This is a genomic window from Terribacillus saccharophilus, assembly GCF_002272745.1.
In the GTDB taxonomy this organism is placed as follows: domain Bacteria; phylum Bacillota; class Bacilli; order Bacillales; family Amphibacillaceae; genus Terribacillus; species Terribacillus saccharophilus_B.
Genome location: NZ_NPBD01000002.1, coordinates 183,793 through 199,370, shown reverse-complemented (window position 1 = coordinate 199,370; position 15,578 = coordinate 183,793). Strand labels below are relative to the sequence as shown.

The following is a 15,578-nucleotide window of genomic DNA, read 5'->3' as shown; positions in this document are numbered from 1 at the left end:
CTCTTCTCTTACATTTTACGCTCCGTGCGGTAAACAAAGGCGAGCACTTCCGCAACCGCCTGGAAGAATTCTTCCTGTATCGGCTGGTTCAGCTCCACATTCTTATATAATCCGCGTGCCAGCGGTCTGTTTTCTACCATTGTCACATTGTTCGCTTTAGCTATTTCCTTGATTTTCAGTGCTACATGATCCATACCTTTCGCTATGACGATCGGTGTATCCGACTTCGTGTCGTCATATTTAATAGCAATTGCGAAGTGGGTTGGGTTCGTGATAACTACATCTGCTTTTGGAACCTCGCTCATCATACGCATCATGGACATTTGGCGCTGCTTTTCTTTAATTTTGGAACGAATCAAAGGATTTCCTTCCATATTCTTATACTCATCCTTGATGTCCTGCTTGGACATCCGAATGTTCTTTGCAAAGTCAAATCGCTGATATGCATAATCCAGCACTGCAACAAATAACAAGGCAATGGTTGCTGCAAAACCCATGTTTAACGTTATCTTTCCAAAAAACTGCATTGCATTTTCAGGAGACTTTGTGAACATAGTCATAACCGTATCCATGTTCTGCCAAAGTACATAAAATGCTACCGCTCCTACCAATCCAATCTTGAGCAAGGATTTTAGTAGTTCGACCAAAGCCCGGACTGAAAAAATCCGTTTTGCTCCTTGAATTGGATCAATTTTTTTTAAGTCAAACTTGATTGTTTCCCCGCTGAAAAGCAATCCGAACTGCGCGAAATTGGAGACCAATCCAGCCAGAATAGCAATCCCCATCACCGGACCGACTATTTTCGCAAGAGATATACTCATCTCCACAAGCAGTGTCTGCACAGTATTCGCAGTAATATCCTGGGTGAGATAGTGACTGAATACATGTGTGAAAAGCTGGAGGAACTGGTCCTTAAAATAACCGCCCATCAACGCTAAGAGTCCTAAAGAGAATAAAAGTAATATTGCAGTATTGACATCCTGACTCTTGGCCACTTGTCCTTTTTTCCTAGTATCCTGCTGTTTTTTAGGAGTTGCTTTCTCTGTCTTTTCACCAGCGAAAAACTGCAGGTCCAAACGATATTTCATTTAAGCCCCTCCAAACAGCACCATCAGATCGCGCATTGTTACAAGCATATAGTCGAACAACTGCCGAACTACTGTCATATAGATACCCATTGATAGGAACAGCAGTACAAAAGCTATTAATATCTTGATAGGAGGACCTACGACAAATACGTTCAGCTGCGGTACTGTTCTAGCAACTATCCCAATAGCTACATCGACCAGAAACAAACATCCGACAAGAGGGATGCTCATCTGGAATGCAATAAGGAACATTTGGCTGAAGGAACGGAGCACCAGTTCTACAATCGACTGATCACCGAATGGTACCATCTCATCCAATGGAATAAGCTGATAACTGTAAAAAATACCATCAATCAAGAGCAAATGACCATTGACAGACAGCAGGAACAGCGTAGCAATCGTATAAAGAAATTGCCCCGTAAGAGGACTTTGAGCTCTTGTAACAGGATCAATGACATTGGCAATTGCAAAACCCATCTGAAAGTCGATTAATCCTCCAGCAACATTGATTGCTTGGATAACTATGAAAGCGAGCAGTCCGATTGACAGTCCTACCATTGCCTCCTTAAAAAGTAATAGAAAATACGTGTGGTCAACTGGAACTGTCGGCCGATCGATCGTAAAGAAAATAATCATGGCAAGGAAGAAGCTGAAGCCAATCTTGAATGTTGTTGGTACGTTTCTGTAAGAAAACAGAGGTACCGTAACAAAAAAAGCAACAAGACGAACTAAAATTAATGCAAATGCTGGTACAACGGTATAATCAATTTGCGACAGCATCTACTCAGCCCACAAACCGATCCAGATTCTCAAGGATACCTGCGGTGAATTCGACCATTCTTGTCAGCATCCAGGGACCAAAGAAAACCAAACCTACTAATACAGCAACTATTTTAGGAATAAACGCTAGCGTCTGTTCCTGTATTTGTGTCGTTGCTTGAAATATACTGACAATCAACCCGACAGCAAGTGCCAGAATAAGCAAAGGTCCACTGACAATCAGCACTGTATAAATTCCGCGTTCTGCGATGGAAATAACAAATTCACTGCTCATAAACGTTACGCTCCTTCATTTGCTAAAACCCTCGCAGTAACGAGGATGTGACCAGATACCAGCCATCTACCAAGATGAATAACAAAATTTTAAATGGTAATGAAATGATTACTGGCGGCAGCATCATCATACCCATCGACATGAGGATACTTGCTACTGCCATATCAATAACAAGGAAAGGGATGAAGATCATGAAACCCATTTGGAAGGCCGTCTTCAACTCACTGATTGCAAAGGCCGGTACAAGCGTTGTTAGCGGAATATCTTCGACTGATTCCGGTCTTTCGATACCGGCATAATTCATAAATAAAGATAAATCCTTTTGTCGCGTTTCTTCCGCCATGAACATCTTGATCGGACCGCTCGCTTCTGTATAAGCCTCATCTAGTGATATTTCATCATTCATCAACGGCGTAATAGCCTGATCATTTATCTCATTGAAAGTCGGCGCCATGATAAAGAAAGTCATGAATAATGCAATTCCGATCAAAACTTGCGTCGGTGGTGTCTGCTGTGTACCTAAACTCATTCGTACAAACGATAGAACTACCACAATCCGTGTAAAGCAGGTCATCAGAATCAGTATTCCTGGTGCCAGGGAAAAAACAGTCAATAATAACAGCAATTTGACCGAGGTAGATACATTCTCGGGGTCGGTTCCAGAAAATATATTGATAAAATCATTCATTGTCTGTATCCTTCCTTTGCTGCTGTTTCAACCTATTTCTTGACTGCTTCAGCTTCCCTATTTCCTCTTTGAAAAGATCCTGGAAATTGCTAGCAGATTCATTTTGTTCCGGTTTGTCTTGCTGCTTCTCTTCTTGCTGCTGTTTTCTGTTCGGCAGAATGTTCGCCAGCAGGGCAGATGCCTTCATTTCCTGCTGATCCTGTTCTGACAGTTCCTTAATCGTTTGCTCATCCTTAATTTCTGTAAGCAAATCGACATTGTCTCCGACACCCAGCATAAATACTTTTTCACCGACCCGGACAATCTGTACGGATTTGTTGTTACCTAGTGCAATACCGCCTATGTTCTCCATAGCCCGTACCTGCTGAAACAGCCGATTCCGCTTATTTAAAAACTTCAGTAGGACATAGATCAGTCCGAGCACGACGATTAGAGCCAATGCAAGCTTGACCAGATTCAGGAAGGTCGATGTGCCTCCAGCTGCTGAATCAGCCGAATCTACTGTTGGTGTATTTTCTTGTTGGTTTCCGGCTTCATTCATATCTTTGCAGTCATCTGATTGGGCTGCACCTTCTTTTAAACAATCCTCCACGCTTGCTGCCGCTTCGGCAGAAACAGGAGAAAGGATAAGATGCAGCAATACGACGAGCATGCATGCCCAGACTGTTCTTTTCATCATTTCCTACTCACCTTTTTTAGCTTAATGCTTTTTGAATTGCCTCTACAACGCGATCTGCTTGGAATGGTTTGACAATAAAGTCCTTCGCACCTGCTTGTATAGCATCGATAACCATCGCTTGCTGGCCCATCGCAGAACACATGATGACTTTTGCATCAGGATATTGACTTCTGATTTCTTTCATCGCAGCGATTCCATCCATTTCAGGCATTGTGATATCCATCGTCACAAGATCCGGAGTTAGTTCCTTGTATTTTTCTACTGCCTGCTGTCCATCTTGTGCTTCCCCCACTACTTCAAAGCCGTTCTTAGTTAAAATATCCTTGATCATCATGCGCATGAATGCAGCGTCGTCTACGATTAAAATTCTGTTTCCCATATTTTCTCTTCCTCTCAATGGTCAAATTAGTTAATTGATTTCAATCTGTCTGTTTGGCTTAAGATGTCAGTAACGCGCACACCGAAATTCTCTTCGATAACGACTACTTCGCCTTTAGCTATCAATTTATCATTTACATGTATATCCACCGGTTCTCCGGCAAGCTTGTCCAATTCCACAACGGAACCGACAGAAAGCTCAAGGATTTCCTTGATGGTGCGTTTTGTCCTGCCAAGCTCAACCGATACTTTTAGCGGTATATCCATCAGCAAGTCAAGGTTGCGCGGCTGCTCAGCAGGCGGAGTTGCTGGTGTATCAAAGCTCGTGAATGCTGCTTGCTGCACATTCGGTGCAGGCGGAGCTGGCCGCGGCGGTGCAGTTTGCTGCATCGTTTGCATTGGTGCTTCCTGAATAGTTGGCTGAGGCTGGCTCGGAGCTGGTTGCTGTGGTACAGCTGCAGCTTCTGGCTCTTCGGGAGCTGGATGAAGCAGCTCGTTCACCATATCCTTGGCAAATTCTGTCGACAAAAGCTGCATGATAGAAGAATCTATCAAGTTACCAATCTTTAAATCAAAGGAGACACTTACTAGTTGTTCATCCTCAGGCAGTTTTTCGGCCCCAGTACCAGCAGAAAGATCCATCAGTGCAATTGATGGCGGAGAAATATCAATCTTTTTGCTGAATACAGTACTCATACTCGTAGCAGCTGCGCCCATCATTTGATTCATTGCTTCTTGTACAGCACTCTGATGAATTTCATTGAATTCTTCAGCAGGAGTGTTCCCGTCACCGCCGAGCATCAAGTCTGCAATTATAGCTGCATCACTCTGTTTAATAACAAAAAGGTTGGCCCCGGCGAATCCTTCTGTATAACTGACCTCAATCGCCACATTCGGCTGCGGAAACTTATCATATAATTCCGATCTATTTATCACAGCAGTTTTTGGCGTCGTGATATCGACTTTTTGATTCAAAAGTGTCGATAGTGTTGTTGCTGAACTGCCAAACGATATATTGCCAATCTCACCTAGTGCATCAACTTCCATACTATTCAAATCTTCCTCAGGGAGGAGCTGCTCATCATCTGTGCTGTTTGAATTGTCGGATGTTCCATTTAATAATGCATCTATCTCTTCTTGAGACAACATATTGTCACTCATTTTCTTCCCCCCCTGTTTCAATCTCTTCCATTACTTGTATCGCCATTCTATTTTTCTGTTTACCTGGCTGCGCTTTGAACTTCACTTGATTGTCTACTTTCACATCAAGAGGACGGTCAATCTGCTGATTCAGCATCAAAACGTCACCTTCTCTAAGGTTCATTAACTCTTCTACTTGAATCGATGTCTCCCCGAGGATTGCCTTTAAATCGATAGAAGCTTTCTGAATACTCGCGGATAAATCTCGCCATTCTGATTCATTGCCTTGTTTGTCTACAGGAGCCTGCATCCAATAATGAATGGAAAGCTTCGATACAATCGGCTCCAGCACAACATGCGGAATACAGATATTGATCATGCCGGACGTTTCTCCAATGGTAGAATTCAGCGTGACAACGACAACAGTTTCATTTGGAGAAACCATCTGAATAAATTGCGGATTCACCTCAAATTCTTCCATCACTGGATCAACGTCTTCCACTGACTGCCAGGCAGCTTTAAGATTCTCCATACCAGACTCTAAAAACTGAGTCATCAAAGTCGTTTCAATTTCTGTAAGATTGTTGATCTTATTCACACTGCCGCCGCTTCCGCCAAGTGTCCTATCCAGCATCGCAAAAGCAATGGTCGGATCATACTCAATCAGAATTTTACCCTCGAGCGGTGCTAAACTATATGTGTTTAAGATAGTCATTGTCGGAATAGATCGTATGAACTCCTCGTAAGGCACTTGATCTACAGATGCAACCGATATCTGAACAAATGTCCGCAGTCTCGCAGAATAGAACGTTGTCAGCAATCTGGCGAAATTCTCATGAATACGTGTAAGACTGCGAATCTGATCCTTCGAGAAACGGAGTGCCCGTTTGAAGTCGTACGTTTTTACTTTTTTGGCTTTCTCATCCTGTTTCAGCTCATCTGCATCCATCTCACCGGAAGATATAGCGGATAACAGTGCATCGATCTCATTCTGTGATAAGACCTCTTCTGCCATGCACGTCACCTCCGTTCCTGCTTTTCAGTGGTTTATTGTAGTACTTTGCTGATCGTATATACATCTTCGATCTTGCCTTCTTGCATTTCTTCATTCAATTTTTTCTTAAGGTTTTCTTCCAAGTCAGTCAATCCGGCCTGGAAATCCTCTTTGTTGATCGTAGTCATTTCCTTGATTACGATATTTTTCAGCTGGAACTGTCGTGCTGTTACTTCTTCCTTCGCTTTCTCGCCATCTGTGATGAGCTGGAATTGGATCCGGACGATACTGCCATCCTCCAAATCAGTCGTGATCTCATCTGTTGCTACTGAATATTCAGCAAGCTCAGTTGCCGAAGGTTCTTTAGCCTCTGACGTAGGGCTCGTGAAGAAATTCCATGCTACAAAACCGCCAGCCCCTAAAATGACGACAACCGATAAAATAATAATGATAACTTTAGCGTTCATTTTTTTCTTGTTTCTCCTTCACACCAATCAAACCGATAGATTGATAGAATTCGCGTATTTTTCTCGCCACTTCTATCTCCGACTCCCGAACAATAATCTTCTTGCTGGATGTAAGTGTGATCGTTGTGTCGGGAAAAGATTGTATCTGTTCAATGAATAGTGCATTCAATGTTAATGATTCTCCATTTAATCTTGTTAGCTGAATCATGCTATGAAAGGGAGCTGAAAACTCCCCTCACCCCCTTCTTAACGTTTCAGGTTAACAAGCTCTTCTAGAATCTGATCGGATGTAGTGATGATTCTAGTATTTGCCTGGAATCCACGCTGCGCGATAATCATGTTCGTGAACTCCTCAGAAAGGTCTACGTTAGACATTTCCAGAGCACCGGAGACGATGTCAGCTGTACCATTTTCACCTGGAGCTGATATAGTACCACCACCAAGCAACCCTGCGTTAGGTGTGTTTCGATACGTACTGTTTCCATTCTTAATCAAGCCATCAGGATTGGAGAACTTCGCCAAACCGATAGTCCCAGCTACATCAAGCGTTCCGTCTTCAGAATTGTATGTTACTTCACCTTGTGAATTGATACTAAGACTAGTAGCACCTTCTGGTACAGTTATTGCCTCTCCATCAGTACCCAGTAGGAATAGCCCGCTGCTATTCACAACTCTTCCATCTCCATCCAGGTAGAAGTTTCCTGCACGAGTAAACCCAACTTCAGCTGAATTCAAATCGTTATTACCAGTTGGAGAAGAGGAAACGATGAACATACCGTCCCCTTCAAGAGCTAAATCAAGTGTTCGATCAGTATTCTGACGGTTACCTTGTGTATGTACATTATCAATTGAACCGATCTTGGAACCTAATCCGACTTGGCTGGCATTCGTACCACCTGTTGTTGCTGTAGGATCATTCGATGCTTTTATTTGCTGATTCATCAAATCTTGGAAAGTAATTCTGCTTTTCTTATATCCTGCCGTATTTACGTTAGCGATATTGTTACCAATTACATCCAAGTTTGTCTGTGAACCTTTCATACCGGAAATACCAGAGTAAAGTGAGCGTAACATGCTTCATCATCCTTATCGTTTATTATTTATTACTTACTTTAGTTACTGCATCTGCGAAAATCGATTTCCCATTTTCCAATTCCAAGACGGCATAGCCGCCTTGCTGTGTCACAGCTGTCACCTTACTTGTAATGGTGTCTGTGATCTCCCCTGTATCCACGTCATATTCGTTATAAGTGACATTTTTATCAATCATATGACTGTACTCGAGAACCGGCGACATAATCGATGAATTTCCGGCCATATATTCAACAGCTTCAGACATATTCATAACCTGTTCCAAGGTGGTGAAAGAAGTCATTTGATCTACAAACTTCGAATCATCCATGGGACTTGTAGGATCCTGGTTTTGCAGCTGAACCATTAGAATCTGGAGAAAATCATCTTTATCAAGTGTTGAACTGGGCGTTCGCTTGCTTTGTGAGTCCAGATAATAGCTGGAGTCAATTGCTCCTGTGGTTGTCATATCTTAATCTCCTTTTGTTCAAGCAAAATGTCCGCAAAGGTGGATTGATTTTCTTCAGGAACTACATTTTCCTGCTGTCTCTGCTGCTGATTTGGCTGTTCCTCATCTTTTTCCTGGAACGCCTGCTGATCATAACTTTCAGCGGACGTTGTCTGGAATTGATCTGCTCGCTCTGCGATTGTTACCTGATGAGGTGAGAACATATGCTTGAGACTTGATATATTGGATTCAAGCAAATCTTTAGCCTGTTTTGATGTTGCAAGAATCTGAACGGTGATGTCTCCATTCTCACGGACTAATTTCACTTGTAAATCGCCTAAATTACCCGGCTTAAGCTGAATTGACAATTCCTTTAAGCCATTTCTGTCAGATAAAATGCCGCTGAACTTCACTGCTTGTTCGAGCTTTTGGATAAGCTCCTCACTTGCTTGCTCTGGCGTCTGATCAACTTGTTTCAAATGGAAAACAAGCTGTTCCTGCTTCGGAACCTGAAACAAGCTAACTTGCTTTTGATCCACAACCTGAGAATCACGCTGCTGTGTCGCTGCAGTGCTAGTAGTTATTTTTTCTTCTCCGCCATTAACTGCTGCGTCTACAAGCTGTCGAACCGCATTAGCAGTCTCTGTTAGTTTTGTCCCTGACTGCTGCGTCAAAGCTGTTTGATTTCTAGCAGCCTGGGATTCCAGCAGGCTGGATCCTGTCAACAAACGATTCGATAGAACAGATAGCGTGTCGCGTCTATCCAATTTGGCTGACAAGGTCTCTGAAACTACTTCGTTATTTACTGCCTTCTGGACAGAAGTATTATCTACAGCGGACTTGGTAACTTGAGTTTCCTTCTTGTTTAGCAGAGACATTGTTGAAAAATTTGTACTCGGCAAAGTTTGCAGAGAAACTATCTCTTTTGCATTATTGCTTACCAGTCCTGTTACAGCAGGAAGGCTGCCATTCGTCAACTGCTCCTGCAACTGTCCAAGCTGCTCTAAAAGGTCACTCACAGCCGATTCTTTATCAATCGGTTTAATAGTCTGTAAAACCTTCTCTGCCATTTCCTTTAATTGTGTTGGTAGATAAGCAGCTAGCTGATCTTCTCCAAACACTTGTTCCAGCAGTCCCCAAGCATCTTCAGGCTGCTCTTCTAGCTCCAGGGTACCATCGGATGGGACTTTGTCGAATAATGCATCCAGAATAACCTGCATATCCTGCTGATCTTGCATATCTAATAACATTGATTCATTACCAGTTTGAAAATCATCTACAGTCGACTCATTTGTTTTGGAACTGACTTGCTGGAATAGACTTTGGAACCTATCAGAAGGTGCAGATGTGTTTTGTTGCATTTTTGGAGTGATGCTTGTCGGGAGCATAGATATAATGACATTATTCAACTGCCTCTCCCTCCTTTTCCGCATCGTCAACCATTGCACTCGTATAGGAAGCTGCTGCCTCAGGATCCATTGCAGCGAGAATGGTTCCTCGTTTTTTACCAGAAAGTTCCTGAAGGACACCTAGAGCCTTCTCATTATCCAGCTTACTGATGATTGCCGCTGCTTTTGCATCATCCATCTTACTGAATGAAGATGCTGCATCTTTGTATGGGGTTGAAACTTCTTCCCCTTCAGCTGTAGTTGAGGCTGATTGCGCTGCAGCTGTATCAGTTTTTGGTTCAGTGCCATTAATCTGATTTTCCAGTTTGACGATTTGCTGATTTAGATCGTCAATCTCCGTATTTTTAGCATCCTCTGTCTCTTTCATCATGTCGATGGTCGCTTGCTGATCCTTAAGCTGCTGTTTTAGCTTTTCTGCATCAGCTGTACCGCCCGTTGTTGCGGCAGTTTCATCACTGACCATGTTCCCTATGACCGGAATGCCAGAGGCAAGCTTTGCTACAGAGACGCCTGAGAACTCTAAAATAGCAATCACAAGCGCTGCTGCCAGTACGACAGGCAGTAAGAAGTAGAGGATAAACCCTTTTCCTTTGCCTTTTTTCTTTTGTTGGTCTTTTTTTTGTTTTACCATATACTATCGTGCTCCATTTGCTAAGAATTGGCGGATCGATATGTCATCCATCTGCTTATTTTCTTCCTCCTGCAGCTTGCGCCATGCTTCCTGCCTCTTCTTCTCCAAAAGCTTTTCGATCTTTTTCACTTCGATGTACGCTTCCGATAGCAGTTCCTGTTTTTCCAGCATAGCGTTACGAGCAAACTGTACAGCTATTTGAGCCCGGTCGATGCGCCGGTTGATTGTTTCCAGGAAATCATGGTGTTCGGACAGCCGCTGGATAGGAACGGAAGCCGCTAAGCCATTAGACAGCTGTTCTTCTGCATCTTCTTTCTTCTTAAGCAGTTCATACAAAGTTGTTGCTGCCGTTTCGAACTGTTGCTGTTTTTCAGCAAAAGCTTGCTGTGCGGTTTTACGTTCCCGCTCTTTCATACGCAATATCTTTTCGAACACCTTTGCTTCAGCCATTAGATCATCCCTTTCCTAGCAGCTGCTTCATGAGCTGAATTGCATCCGGGCGACTGGTAAATTCATGCATTCCTTGCTTAAGGAAATCCAAAATTTGTTTTTGATAGCTGATTGCTTCATCGATTTCATTATTCGTACCTCTTTTGTAAGCACCAATTTGAATCAGTTCACGGTTTTCCTCATACAAAGCCAGCATCGTCCGTAAACGCTGTGCAAGCTGATATACTTCTTCGTCGGTAATTTGCGGCATTACCCGACTTATTGATTTAAGGACATTCAAAGCAGGAAATTGACCTTGTTCAGCTAGTTTCCTATCTAAAACGAAGTGTCCATCTAAAATACCACGCACTGTATCGGCAATCGGTTCATTCATGTCATCGCCATCTACAAGCACGGTGTAGAATGCTGTAATGGCTCCAAGTTCGTTTGTACCAGTTCGCTCAAGCAGCTTTGGCAAAGCAGCAAATACAGACGGTGTATATCCTTTCGTCGTAGGCGGCTCACCTGAGGCAAGACCGATTTCACGCTGTGCCATTGCGACCCGAGTGACCGAATCCATCATCAAGTTCACATGCATTCCTTGATCACGGAAGTACTCACAAATAGCAGTCGCAGTGTAAGCACCTTTAATCCGCATGAGAGCAGGCTGATCAGATGTTGCAACAACGATTATCGACCTTTTGATGCCTTCCTCGCCTAAGTCCTTTTCTATGAACTCTCGAACTTCACGCCCTCGTTCTCCTATCAGAGCAATGACATTGACATCGGCACTCGATTTACGGGCTATCATCCCTAGAAGCGTACTCTTACCGACGCCGCTTCCGGCGAAAATTCCAACTCGTTGTCCCTGACCGACTGTCAATAGACTGTCGATTACCCGTACCCCCGTCTCCAGGGGCTCTAAAATCCGAGGCCTAGTCATTGGGTTAGGAGGATTACGATCCGTTGTAAACGACTTCAAGCCTTTAGGGAGCATACTGCCATCTAACGGCTGTCCTAACGGATCAATGATGCTGCCGATCAATCCATGACCTATCTTGACTGACAATGGCGAACTAGTCGCTTCGACCAAGCAGCCAGGCCCAACATCTTTCAAGGGAGCAAAAGGCATAAGCAACACTTTTTCGTCATCAAATCCGACGACCTCTGCCAGGAACCTTTCTCCTGAACTTGAAGAAGGATGAATATAACAGACTTCGCCAACACTTGTGACTGGACCGTGTGATTCAATCAGTAATCCAATGACCCTGTGAATTCTTCCATATCGTTTGTAGGTATCCAAGTTATCCAACTCATCAACATATCGCCCTAACATCAAACGGATTCCTCTCGTCTGATTTCAAACAACTTTTCTCGGAGAACAGTTAGTTGTGAATCAATGCTCGCATCAATTCTTCCATGCTTTGTTTCAAGGATACAGCCGCCAGCGAGCAAATCATGTTGAGGCATAATCATAAGGTCAAAATCTTTTCCAGTCAGCAAAGCTAATTCCTCTTTTTGCTGTAGAACAAGTTCATAACTGTCTGTATGGACGTAAAGGCGTAGATCGGACCGTTCTTTCCAGTCAGCAATCGCACCCTTTACTAGTGATAGATAGCTTTCCGGTTCTTCCTCCAGCTTTTCATGAAGAATCTTTTCTGCAAGCCTCAATCCAAGCTCAAGCAGAGCATCCTCGCTACCTTCGACCGTAGCTTTGTAGTCCTGCTGCGCAAGCTCGATTAGCTTCTGTGCTTCTTGAAGCTTCGCTTGATACGACTGCAGGCCTTCCTGCTGTCCAGCTGCAAAGCCTTTTTGATATCCTTCCAGCTGTGCTTGCTCCATCAATTCCTGCCGCTCTGTTTCCCACTGCTCTCTTTGCTCTTCCACTGCCTGTTTGGCAGCTGTCAGTATTTGGTCAGCTTCTGTCTTCGCATCCTGCACATACTGATCTGACCATTCCTTCTCAGCTTGGAAAGATACCGCATGTTCAGAACCATCAGCTGTCTCCAGTGATAGCTTGATTGGTTTTATACCGATTACTTTCGACTCTTGCACTGCAACTGATTGCCAGATATTAGACAATGATGTCATCTCCTCCGCCACGGGATATGATTATCTCGCCAACTTCCTCCAATCGTCGAATAACAGAAACAATACGGCTTTGCGCTTCTTCTACATCCTTTAAGCGTACAGGCCCCATGAATTCCATTTCTTCCTTGAACGTCTGCGCCATCCGGTCAGACATATTCTGGAATACAATATCTTTTACTTCGTCGCTTGCCACTTTTAGTGAGAGTTTCAAATCATCATTTTCCACTTCGCGGATGACACGCTGTATCGCGCGATTATCCAGGGTGACAATATCTTCAAAGATAAACATACGCTTCTTGATTTCCTCGGCAAGCTCAGGATCTTGCACTTCCAATTCATCAAGGATGGTCCTTTCCGTACTGCGGTCAACTCCATTGAGTACTTCTACAACTGCCTGTATACCACCGGTCTGCGTATAATCCTGTGTCGCAGTCGCTGACAAGTTCTTCTCGAGTATCTGTTCGACCTGACTGATGATCTCAGGAGATGTACTGCTCATTGTAGCGATACGCTTCGCAACATCTGCTTGCATGTCCTGCGGCAGTTCGGACAATATCTGACCGGATTGCTCCGGATCCAGATAAGAGAGCACCAGTGCAATTGTCTGAGGATGCTCGTTTTGAATAAAGTTGAGAATCTGAGTTGGGTCTGCTTTCCTCGCGAAATCAAATGGTCTTACTTGCAAGGTGGATGTCAGCCTGTTCATGATTGCAGCAGCTTCATCCACTCCTAGAGCTTTCTCCAAGATTGACTTTGCATAGGCGATACCGCCTTGGGATATATAATCCTGAGCAATGGCAATCTGGTGAAATTGATCAATGATGGATTCCTTCTCTGTACTGTCTACTTTCTTGACCGAAGAAATCTCAAGAGACATGCGTTCTATCTCTTCTTCAGTCAAATGCTTGTACACGTTCGCAGCCGTATCAGCTCCAAGAGAGATCATCAAGACCGCCGCTTTCTGTTTTCCTGTCAAACGTCCTTTCACAGCTGCCATTCCTTCATTGCTCCTTTAATCTTCAGCCATCCAGCTTCGCAGTAGTTTAGCGAAATCTTCTGGTGACTCTTGTGCTAATTTTTCCAATTGCTTTTGTTTCAGTGTCGATTCCGTTTCTGGAGTATCATCTATTTCTTCGACAACCACTGGTGCTGCTGTTACTTCTTTCTCCAGCAGATCATCTTCCTCTTCCTCTTGATTCCTTCTGGAGCGGATGAGCATGAAAACGAGTACTGCTACAGCAGCCAAGAGAACTCCGCCAGCAATATATGCCCATACTGGGATTCCTGAACCAGCTGTGTCATCTGCTTGTGAAGCCTGACTTGCAGCGAATGGCTGGAAGACTACTGATACACTGTTTTCAGGATTTATTGTCTGCGCTACTTCCGCATCTACGGAAGTCGAGACAATCGAATTCAAAATTGAGGTGATACTTTCTTCTACCTGGGTTTGTTCTTGCTGTGTGAGCTGTTGAGCCTCTCCGTTCTGTGCTGCGGTGTTCTTGTTACTATCAACAGCAACTTGAATCCCGATATCACGGATACTATATGGACTCTCAGTGATTTCTTTCTTTATCTTGTTGAATTCATAGTTCACAGATTCTTTCACATTGTTGTAAGCACCGTCTCCGGCAGTTTCATCCTCTGCAGCTATGTTAGGAACCTCTTCTTCACCAGTTCCAGCTACTCCGCCGTCTCCGGTTGGTTCGCCTTCATATGTTTCTGTTATAGTCTCCACACTTACTGGCAAACCTTCATTATTTTCTTCATCTACAGGTTCTACAAGTTCCTCTGTGCGTATTTCCTGATCAAAATCGATATCCGTTGTTACCGATACACGAACATTTTCAGCACCGACCATGGCTGCTAGCATTTGCTGCACACGCTGCTGGATACCTTGTTCAACTTCCTGCTTGATGCCTATCTGATTTGTATAAGCATCTCCGCCTGCTTTGGCAGTATCCATGTTGATGTACTCAAAATCCTGGTTAGTTATAACAATGTTTTCTTCAGGAAGATTCGGCACAGTCTTCGAAACCAAGCGATACATCGCTTCTACCTGGTCAGGCTGAAAATCATAGCCGGTTTCTGTATTCAAAACGATTGATGCAGATGCTTCTTCTTGCTCGTCAGTAACGAATACAGGATCAGTAGGCTTATTAATCATTACATTAGCACTCTTGATGCCATCTATATTGGTCAAAAGCGTAGACAACTCTGTCTGTAAGGCATCGAGTTTAATAACATCAAATTCATTGTCTGTCATGCCCCATGAAGCGTTGTTGCTGAAGAAGGAATAATCAATACTGCCCGTTTCCGGCAGACCCTCTGCTGCTAAATCAACTAGCAGTCCTTCCGCCTGTGTATCTGGCACAAGGATGGTTGATCCGTTTCCTTGAAGCTCATACTTGACACCTTGCGCATCCAATTCTTCCTTTATCTTGCCAGCTTCTTGGGCAGAAAGATCTTTATACAACGGAACCATCGTTTCTTTTGTTGCAAAAAAAGAAGTGATACCGATGATTAGAATAAGAACAATCGGGGTAGATATTAATAGTGCTTTTTGCCATCCAGGTCTTGTCTGCCAGAAACTCGTTATCTTTTCTTTGTAGCTTGCAATTCGCTGATTCATCTTGTTCCCCCAAAGCATAGGTCAAATTCATAATAAAAGCATATCTACTTTGACTGAGGATACATTAAATATCCTAATTACATAGACATGCGCATCATTTCTGTATAAGCATCGATTGCTTTCTTCTGTACTTGTACAGCTGCATCCAGTGCTACACTTGCTTTTTGAGACGCAATCATAACATCATGCAGATTATCAACCTTACCTGCAGCAAGGTCTTGTGTCATCTTATCCGATTCTTGCTGTGTTTCATTCAAGCTTTCGATTGCAGATTTTAAGCTTTCTGTGAAGCTTGATTGAGCCTGAGCTGGCGTTGCCTGTTTTACGGAAGTTAGGCCACTCGTTCCGGCCAATCCGCTGATTCCTTCAACTGCCATTTGTT

20 protein-coding genes are annotated in these 15,578 nt (G+C 43.6%); all 20 read right to left on the bottom strand.

The annotated features are described in order from the left end of the window. Nucleotides 1-8: 8 nt before the first annotated feature. The 20 genes from flhB to fliE all read right to left on the bottom strand — a co-directional run bounded on the left by flhB (nucleotide 9) and on the right by fliE (nucleotide 15,573). On the bottom strand, nucleotides 9-1,088 hold the full coding sequence (flhB, locus tag CHH58_RS02850; protein ID WP_095230140.1) for a flagellar biosynthesis protein FlhB: 1,080 nt from the start codon (nucleotides 1,086-1,088) through the stop codon (nucleotides 9-11). Beyond that, nucleotides 1,089-1,868, bottom strand: coding sequence for a flagellar biosynthetic protein FliR (gene fliR, locus CHH58_RS02845; protein WP_093879834.1), 780 nt, complete (start codon nucleotides 1,866-1,868; stop codon nucleotides 1,089-1,091). Nucleotides 1,869-1,872: 4 nt separating this feature from the next. After that, nucleotides 1,873-2,142: a flagellar biosynthesis protein FliQ gene (gene fliQ, locus CHH58_RS02840; protein ID WP_038560224.1), complete on the bottom strand. Its 270-nt coding sequence runs from the start codon at nucleotides 2,140-2,142 to the stop codon at nucleotides 1,873-1,875. A gap of 22 nt (nucleotides 2,143-2,164) precedes the next feature. After that, the gene (gene fliP, locus CHH58_RS02835; RefSeq protein WP_038560221.1) at nucleotides 2,165-2,830 is read right to left on the bottom strand and encodes a flagellar type III secretion system pore protein FliP; all 666 of its coding nucleotides are present in this window, start codon (nucleotides 2,828-2,830) and stop codon (nucleotides 2,165-2,167) included. Continuing rightward, nucleotides 2,823-3,509, bottom strand: a complete 687-nt coding sequence (locus CHH58_RS02830; RefSeq protein WP_095234292.1) for a flagellar biosynthetic protein FliO — start codon at nucleotides 3,507-3,509, stop codon at nucleotides 2,823-2,825. The genes fliP and CHH58_RS02830 overlap by 8 nt, the downstream gene beginning before the upstream one ends. Nucleotides 3,510-3,525: 16 nt before the next feature. Beyond that, on the bottom strand, nucleotides 3,526-3,888 hold the full coding sequence (locus CHH58_RS02825; RefSeq protein ID WP_095217667.1) for a response regulator: 363 nt from the start codon (nucleotides 3,886-3,888) through the stop codon (nucleotides 3,526-3,528). Between the two features lie 26 nt (nucleotides 3,889-3,914). Continuing rightward, the gene (gene fliY, locus CHH58_RS02820; protein ID WP_095230136.1) at nucleotides 3,915-5,048 is read right to left on the bottom strand and encodes a flagellar motor switch phosphatase FliY; all 1,134 of its coding nucleotides are present in this window, start codon (nucleotides 5,046-5,048) and stop codon (nucleotides 3,915-3,917) included. Beyond that, nucleotides 5,041-6,042: a flagellar motor switch protein FliM gene (gene fliM / locus CHH58_RS02815; RefSeq protein ID WP_095230134.1), complete on the bottom strand. Its 1,002-nt coding sequence runs from the start codon at nucleotides 6,040-6,042 to the stop codon at nucleotides 5,041-5,043. The genes fliY and fliM overlap by 8 nt, the downstream gene beginning before the upstream one ends. A gap of 32 nt (nucleotides 6,043-6,074) precedes the next feature. Further along, entirely contained in the window at nucleotides 6,075-6,488 is a 414-nt protein-coding gene (locus CHH58_RS02810; RefSeq protein ID WP_095230133.1) for a flagellar basal body-associated FliL family protein, read from the bottom strand. Further along, entirely contained in the window at nucleotides 6,478-6,696 is a 219-nt protein-coding gene (locus tag CHH58_RS02805) for a flagellar FlbD family protein (protein WP_095223124.1), read from the bottom strand. The genes CHH58_RS02810 and CHH58_RS02805 overlap by 11 nt, the downstream gene beginning before the upstream one ends. Before the next feature lie 38 nt (nucleotides 6,697-6,734). Continuing rightward, a complete protein-coding gene (gene flgG / locus CHH58_RS02800; RefSeq protein WP_095230131.1) occupies nucleotides 6,735-7,562 on the bottom strand; it encodes a flagellar basal body rod protein FlgG in 828 nt (275 codons plus the stop codon). Nucleotides 7,563-7,584: 22 nt separating this feature from the next. Beyond that, nucleotides 7,585-8,028: a flagellar hook capping FlgD N-terminal domain-containing protein gene (locus CHH58_RS02795; protein WP_095230129.1), complete on the bottom strand. Its 444-nt coding sequence runs from the start codon at nucleotides 8,026-8,028 to the stop codon at nucleotides 7,585-7,587. After that, on the bottom strand, nucleotides 8,025-9,416 hold the full coding sequence (locus tag CHH58_RS02790) for a flagellar hook-length control protein FliK (RefSeq protein ID WP_170937504.1): 1,392 nt from the start codon (nucleotides 9,414-9,416) through the stop codon (nucleotides 8,025-8,027). The genes CHH58_RS02795 and CHH58_RS02790 overlap by 4 nt, the downstream gene beginning before the upstream one ends. Then, the gene (locus CHH58_RS02785; protein WP_095230125.1) at nucleotides 9,409-10,047 is read right to left on the bottom strand and encodes a MotE family protein; all 639 of its coding nucleotides are present in this window, start codon (nucleotides 10,045-10,047) and stop codon (nucleotides 9,409-9,411) included. Before CHH58_RS02785 ends, CHH58_RS02790 begins: the two co-directional genes overlap by 8 nt. A 3-nt stretch (nucleotides 10,048-10,050) precedes the next feature. Further along, the gene (fliJ, locus tag CHH58_RS02780; protein WP_095261990.1) at nucleotides 10,051-10,497 is read right to left on the bottom strand and encodes a flagellar export protein FliJ; all 447 of its coding nucleotides are present in this window, start codon (nucleotides 10,495-10,497) and stop codon (nucleotides 10,051-10,053) included. 4 nt (nucleotides 10,498-10,501) lie between these two features. After that, nucleotides 10,502-11,812, bottom strand: a complete 1,311-nt coding sequence (fliI, locus tag CHH58_RS02775; protein ID WP_095230123.1) for a flagellar protein export ATPase FliI — start codon at nucleotides 11,810-11,812, stop codon at nucleotides 10,502-10,504. After that, on the bottom strand, nucleotides 11,812-12,558 hold the full coding sequence (fliH, locus tag CHH58_RS02770) for a flagellar assembly protein FliH (protein ID WP_170937503.1): 747 nt from the start codon (nucleotides 12,556-12,558) through the stop codon (nucleotides 11,812-11,814). The genes fliI and fliH overlap by 1 nt, the downstream gene beginning before the upstream one ends. Further along, complete coding sequence (gene fliG, locus CHH58_RS02765; protein WP_038560182.1) at nucleotides 12,551-13,564, bottom strand: flagellar motor switch protein FliG; 1,014 nt, start codon at nucleotides 13,562-13,564, stop codon at nucleotides 12,551-12,553. Before fliG ends, fliH begins: the two co-directional genes overlap by 8 nt. A 15-nt stretch (nucleotides 13,565-13,579) precedes the next feature. Further along, on the bottom strand, nucleotides 13,580-15,196 hold the full coding sequence (gene fliF, locus CHH58_RS02760) for a flagellar basal-body MS-ring/collar protein FliF (protein ID WP_095261988.1): 1,617 nt from the start codon (nucleotides 15,194-15,196) through the stop codon (nucleotides 13,580-13,582). A gap of 77 nt (nucleotides 15,197-15,273) precedes the next feature. Continuing rightward, nucleotides 15,274-15,573: a flagellar hook-basal body complex protein FliE gene (gene fliE / locus CHH58_RS02755; protein WP_095230117.1), complete on the bottom strand. Its 300-nt coding sequence runs from the start codon at nucleotides 15,571-15,573 to the stop codon at nucleotides 15,274-15,276. Between the last annotated feature and the right edge of the window lie 5 nt (nucleotides 15,574-15,578).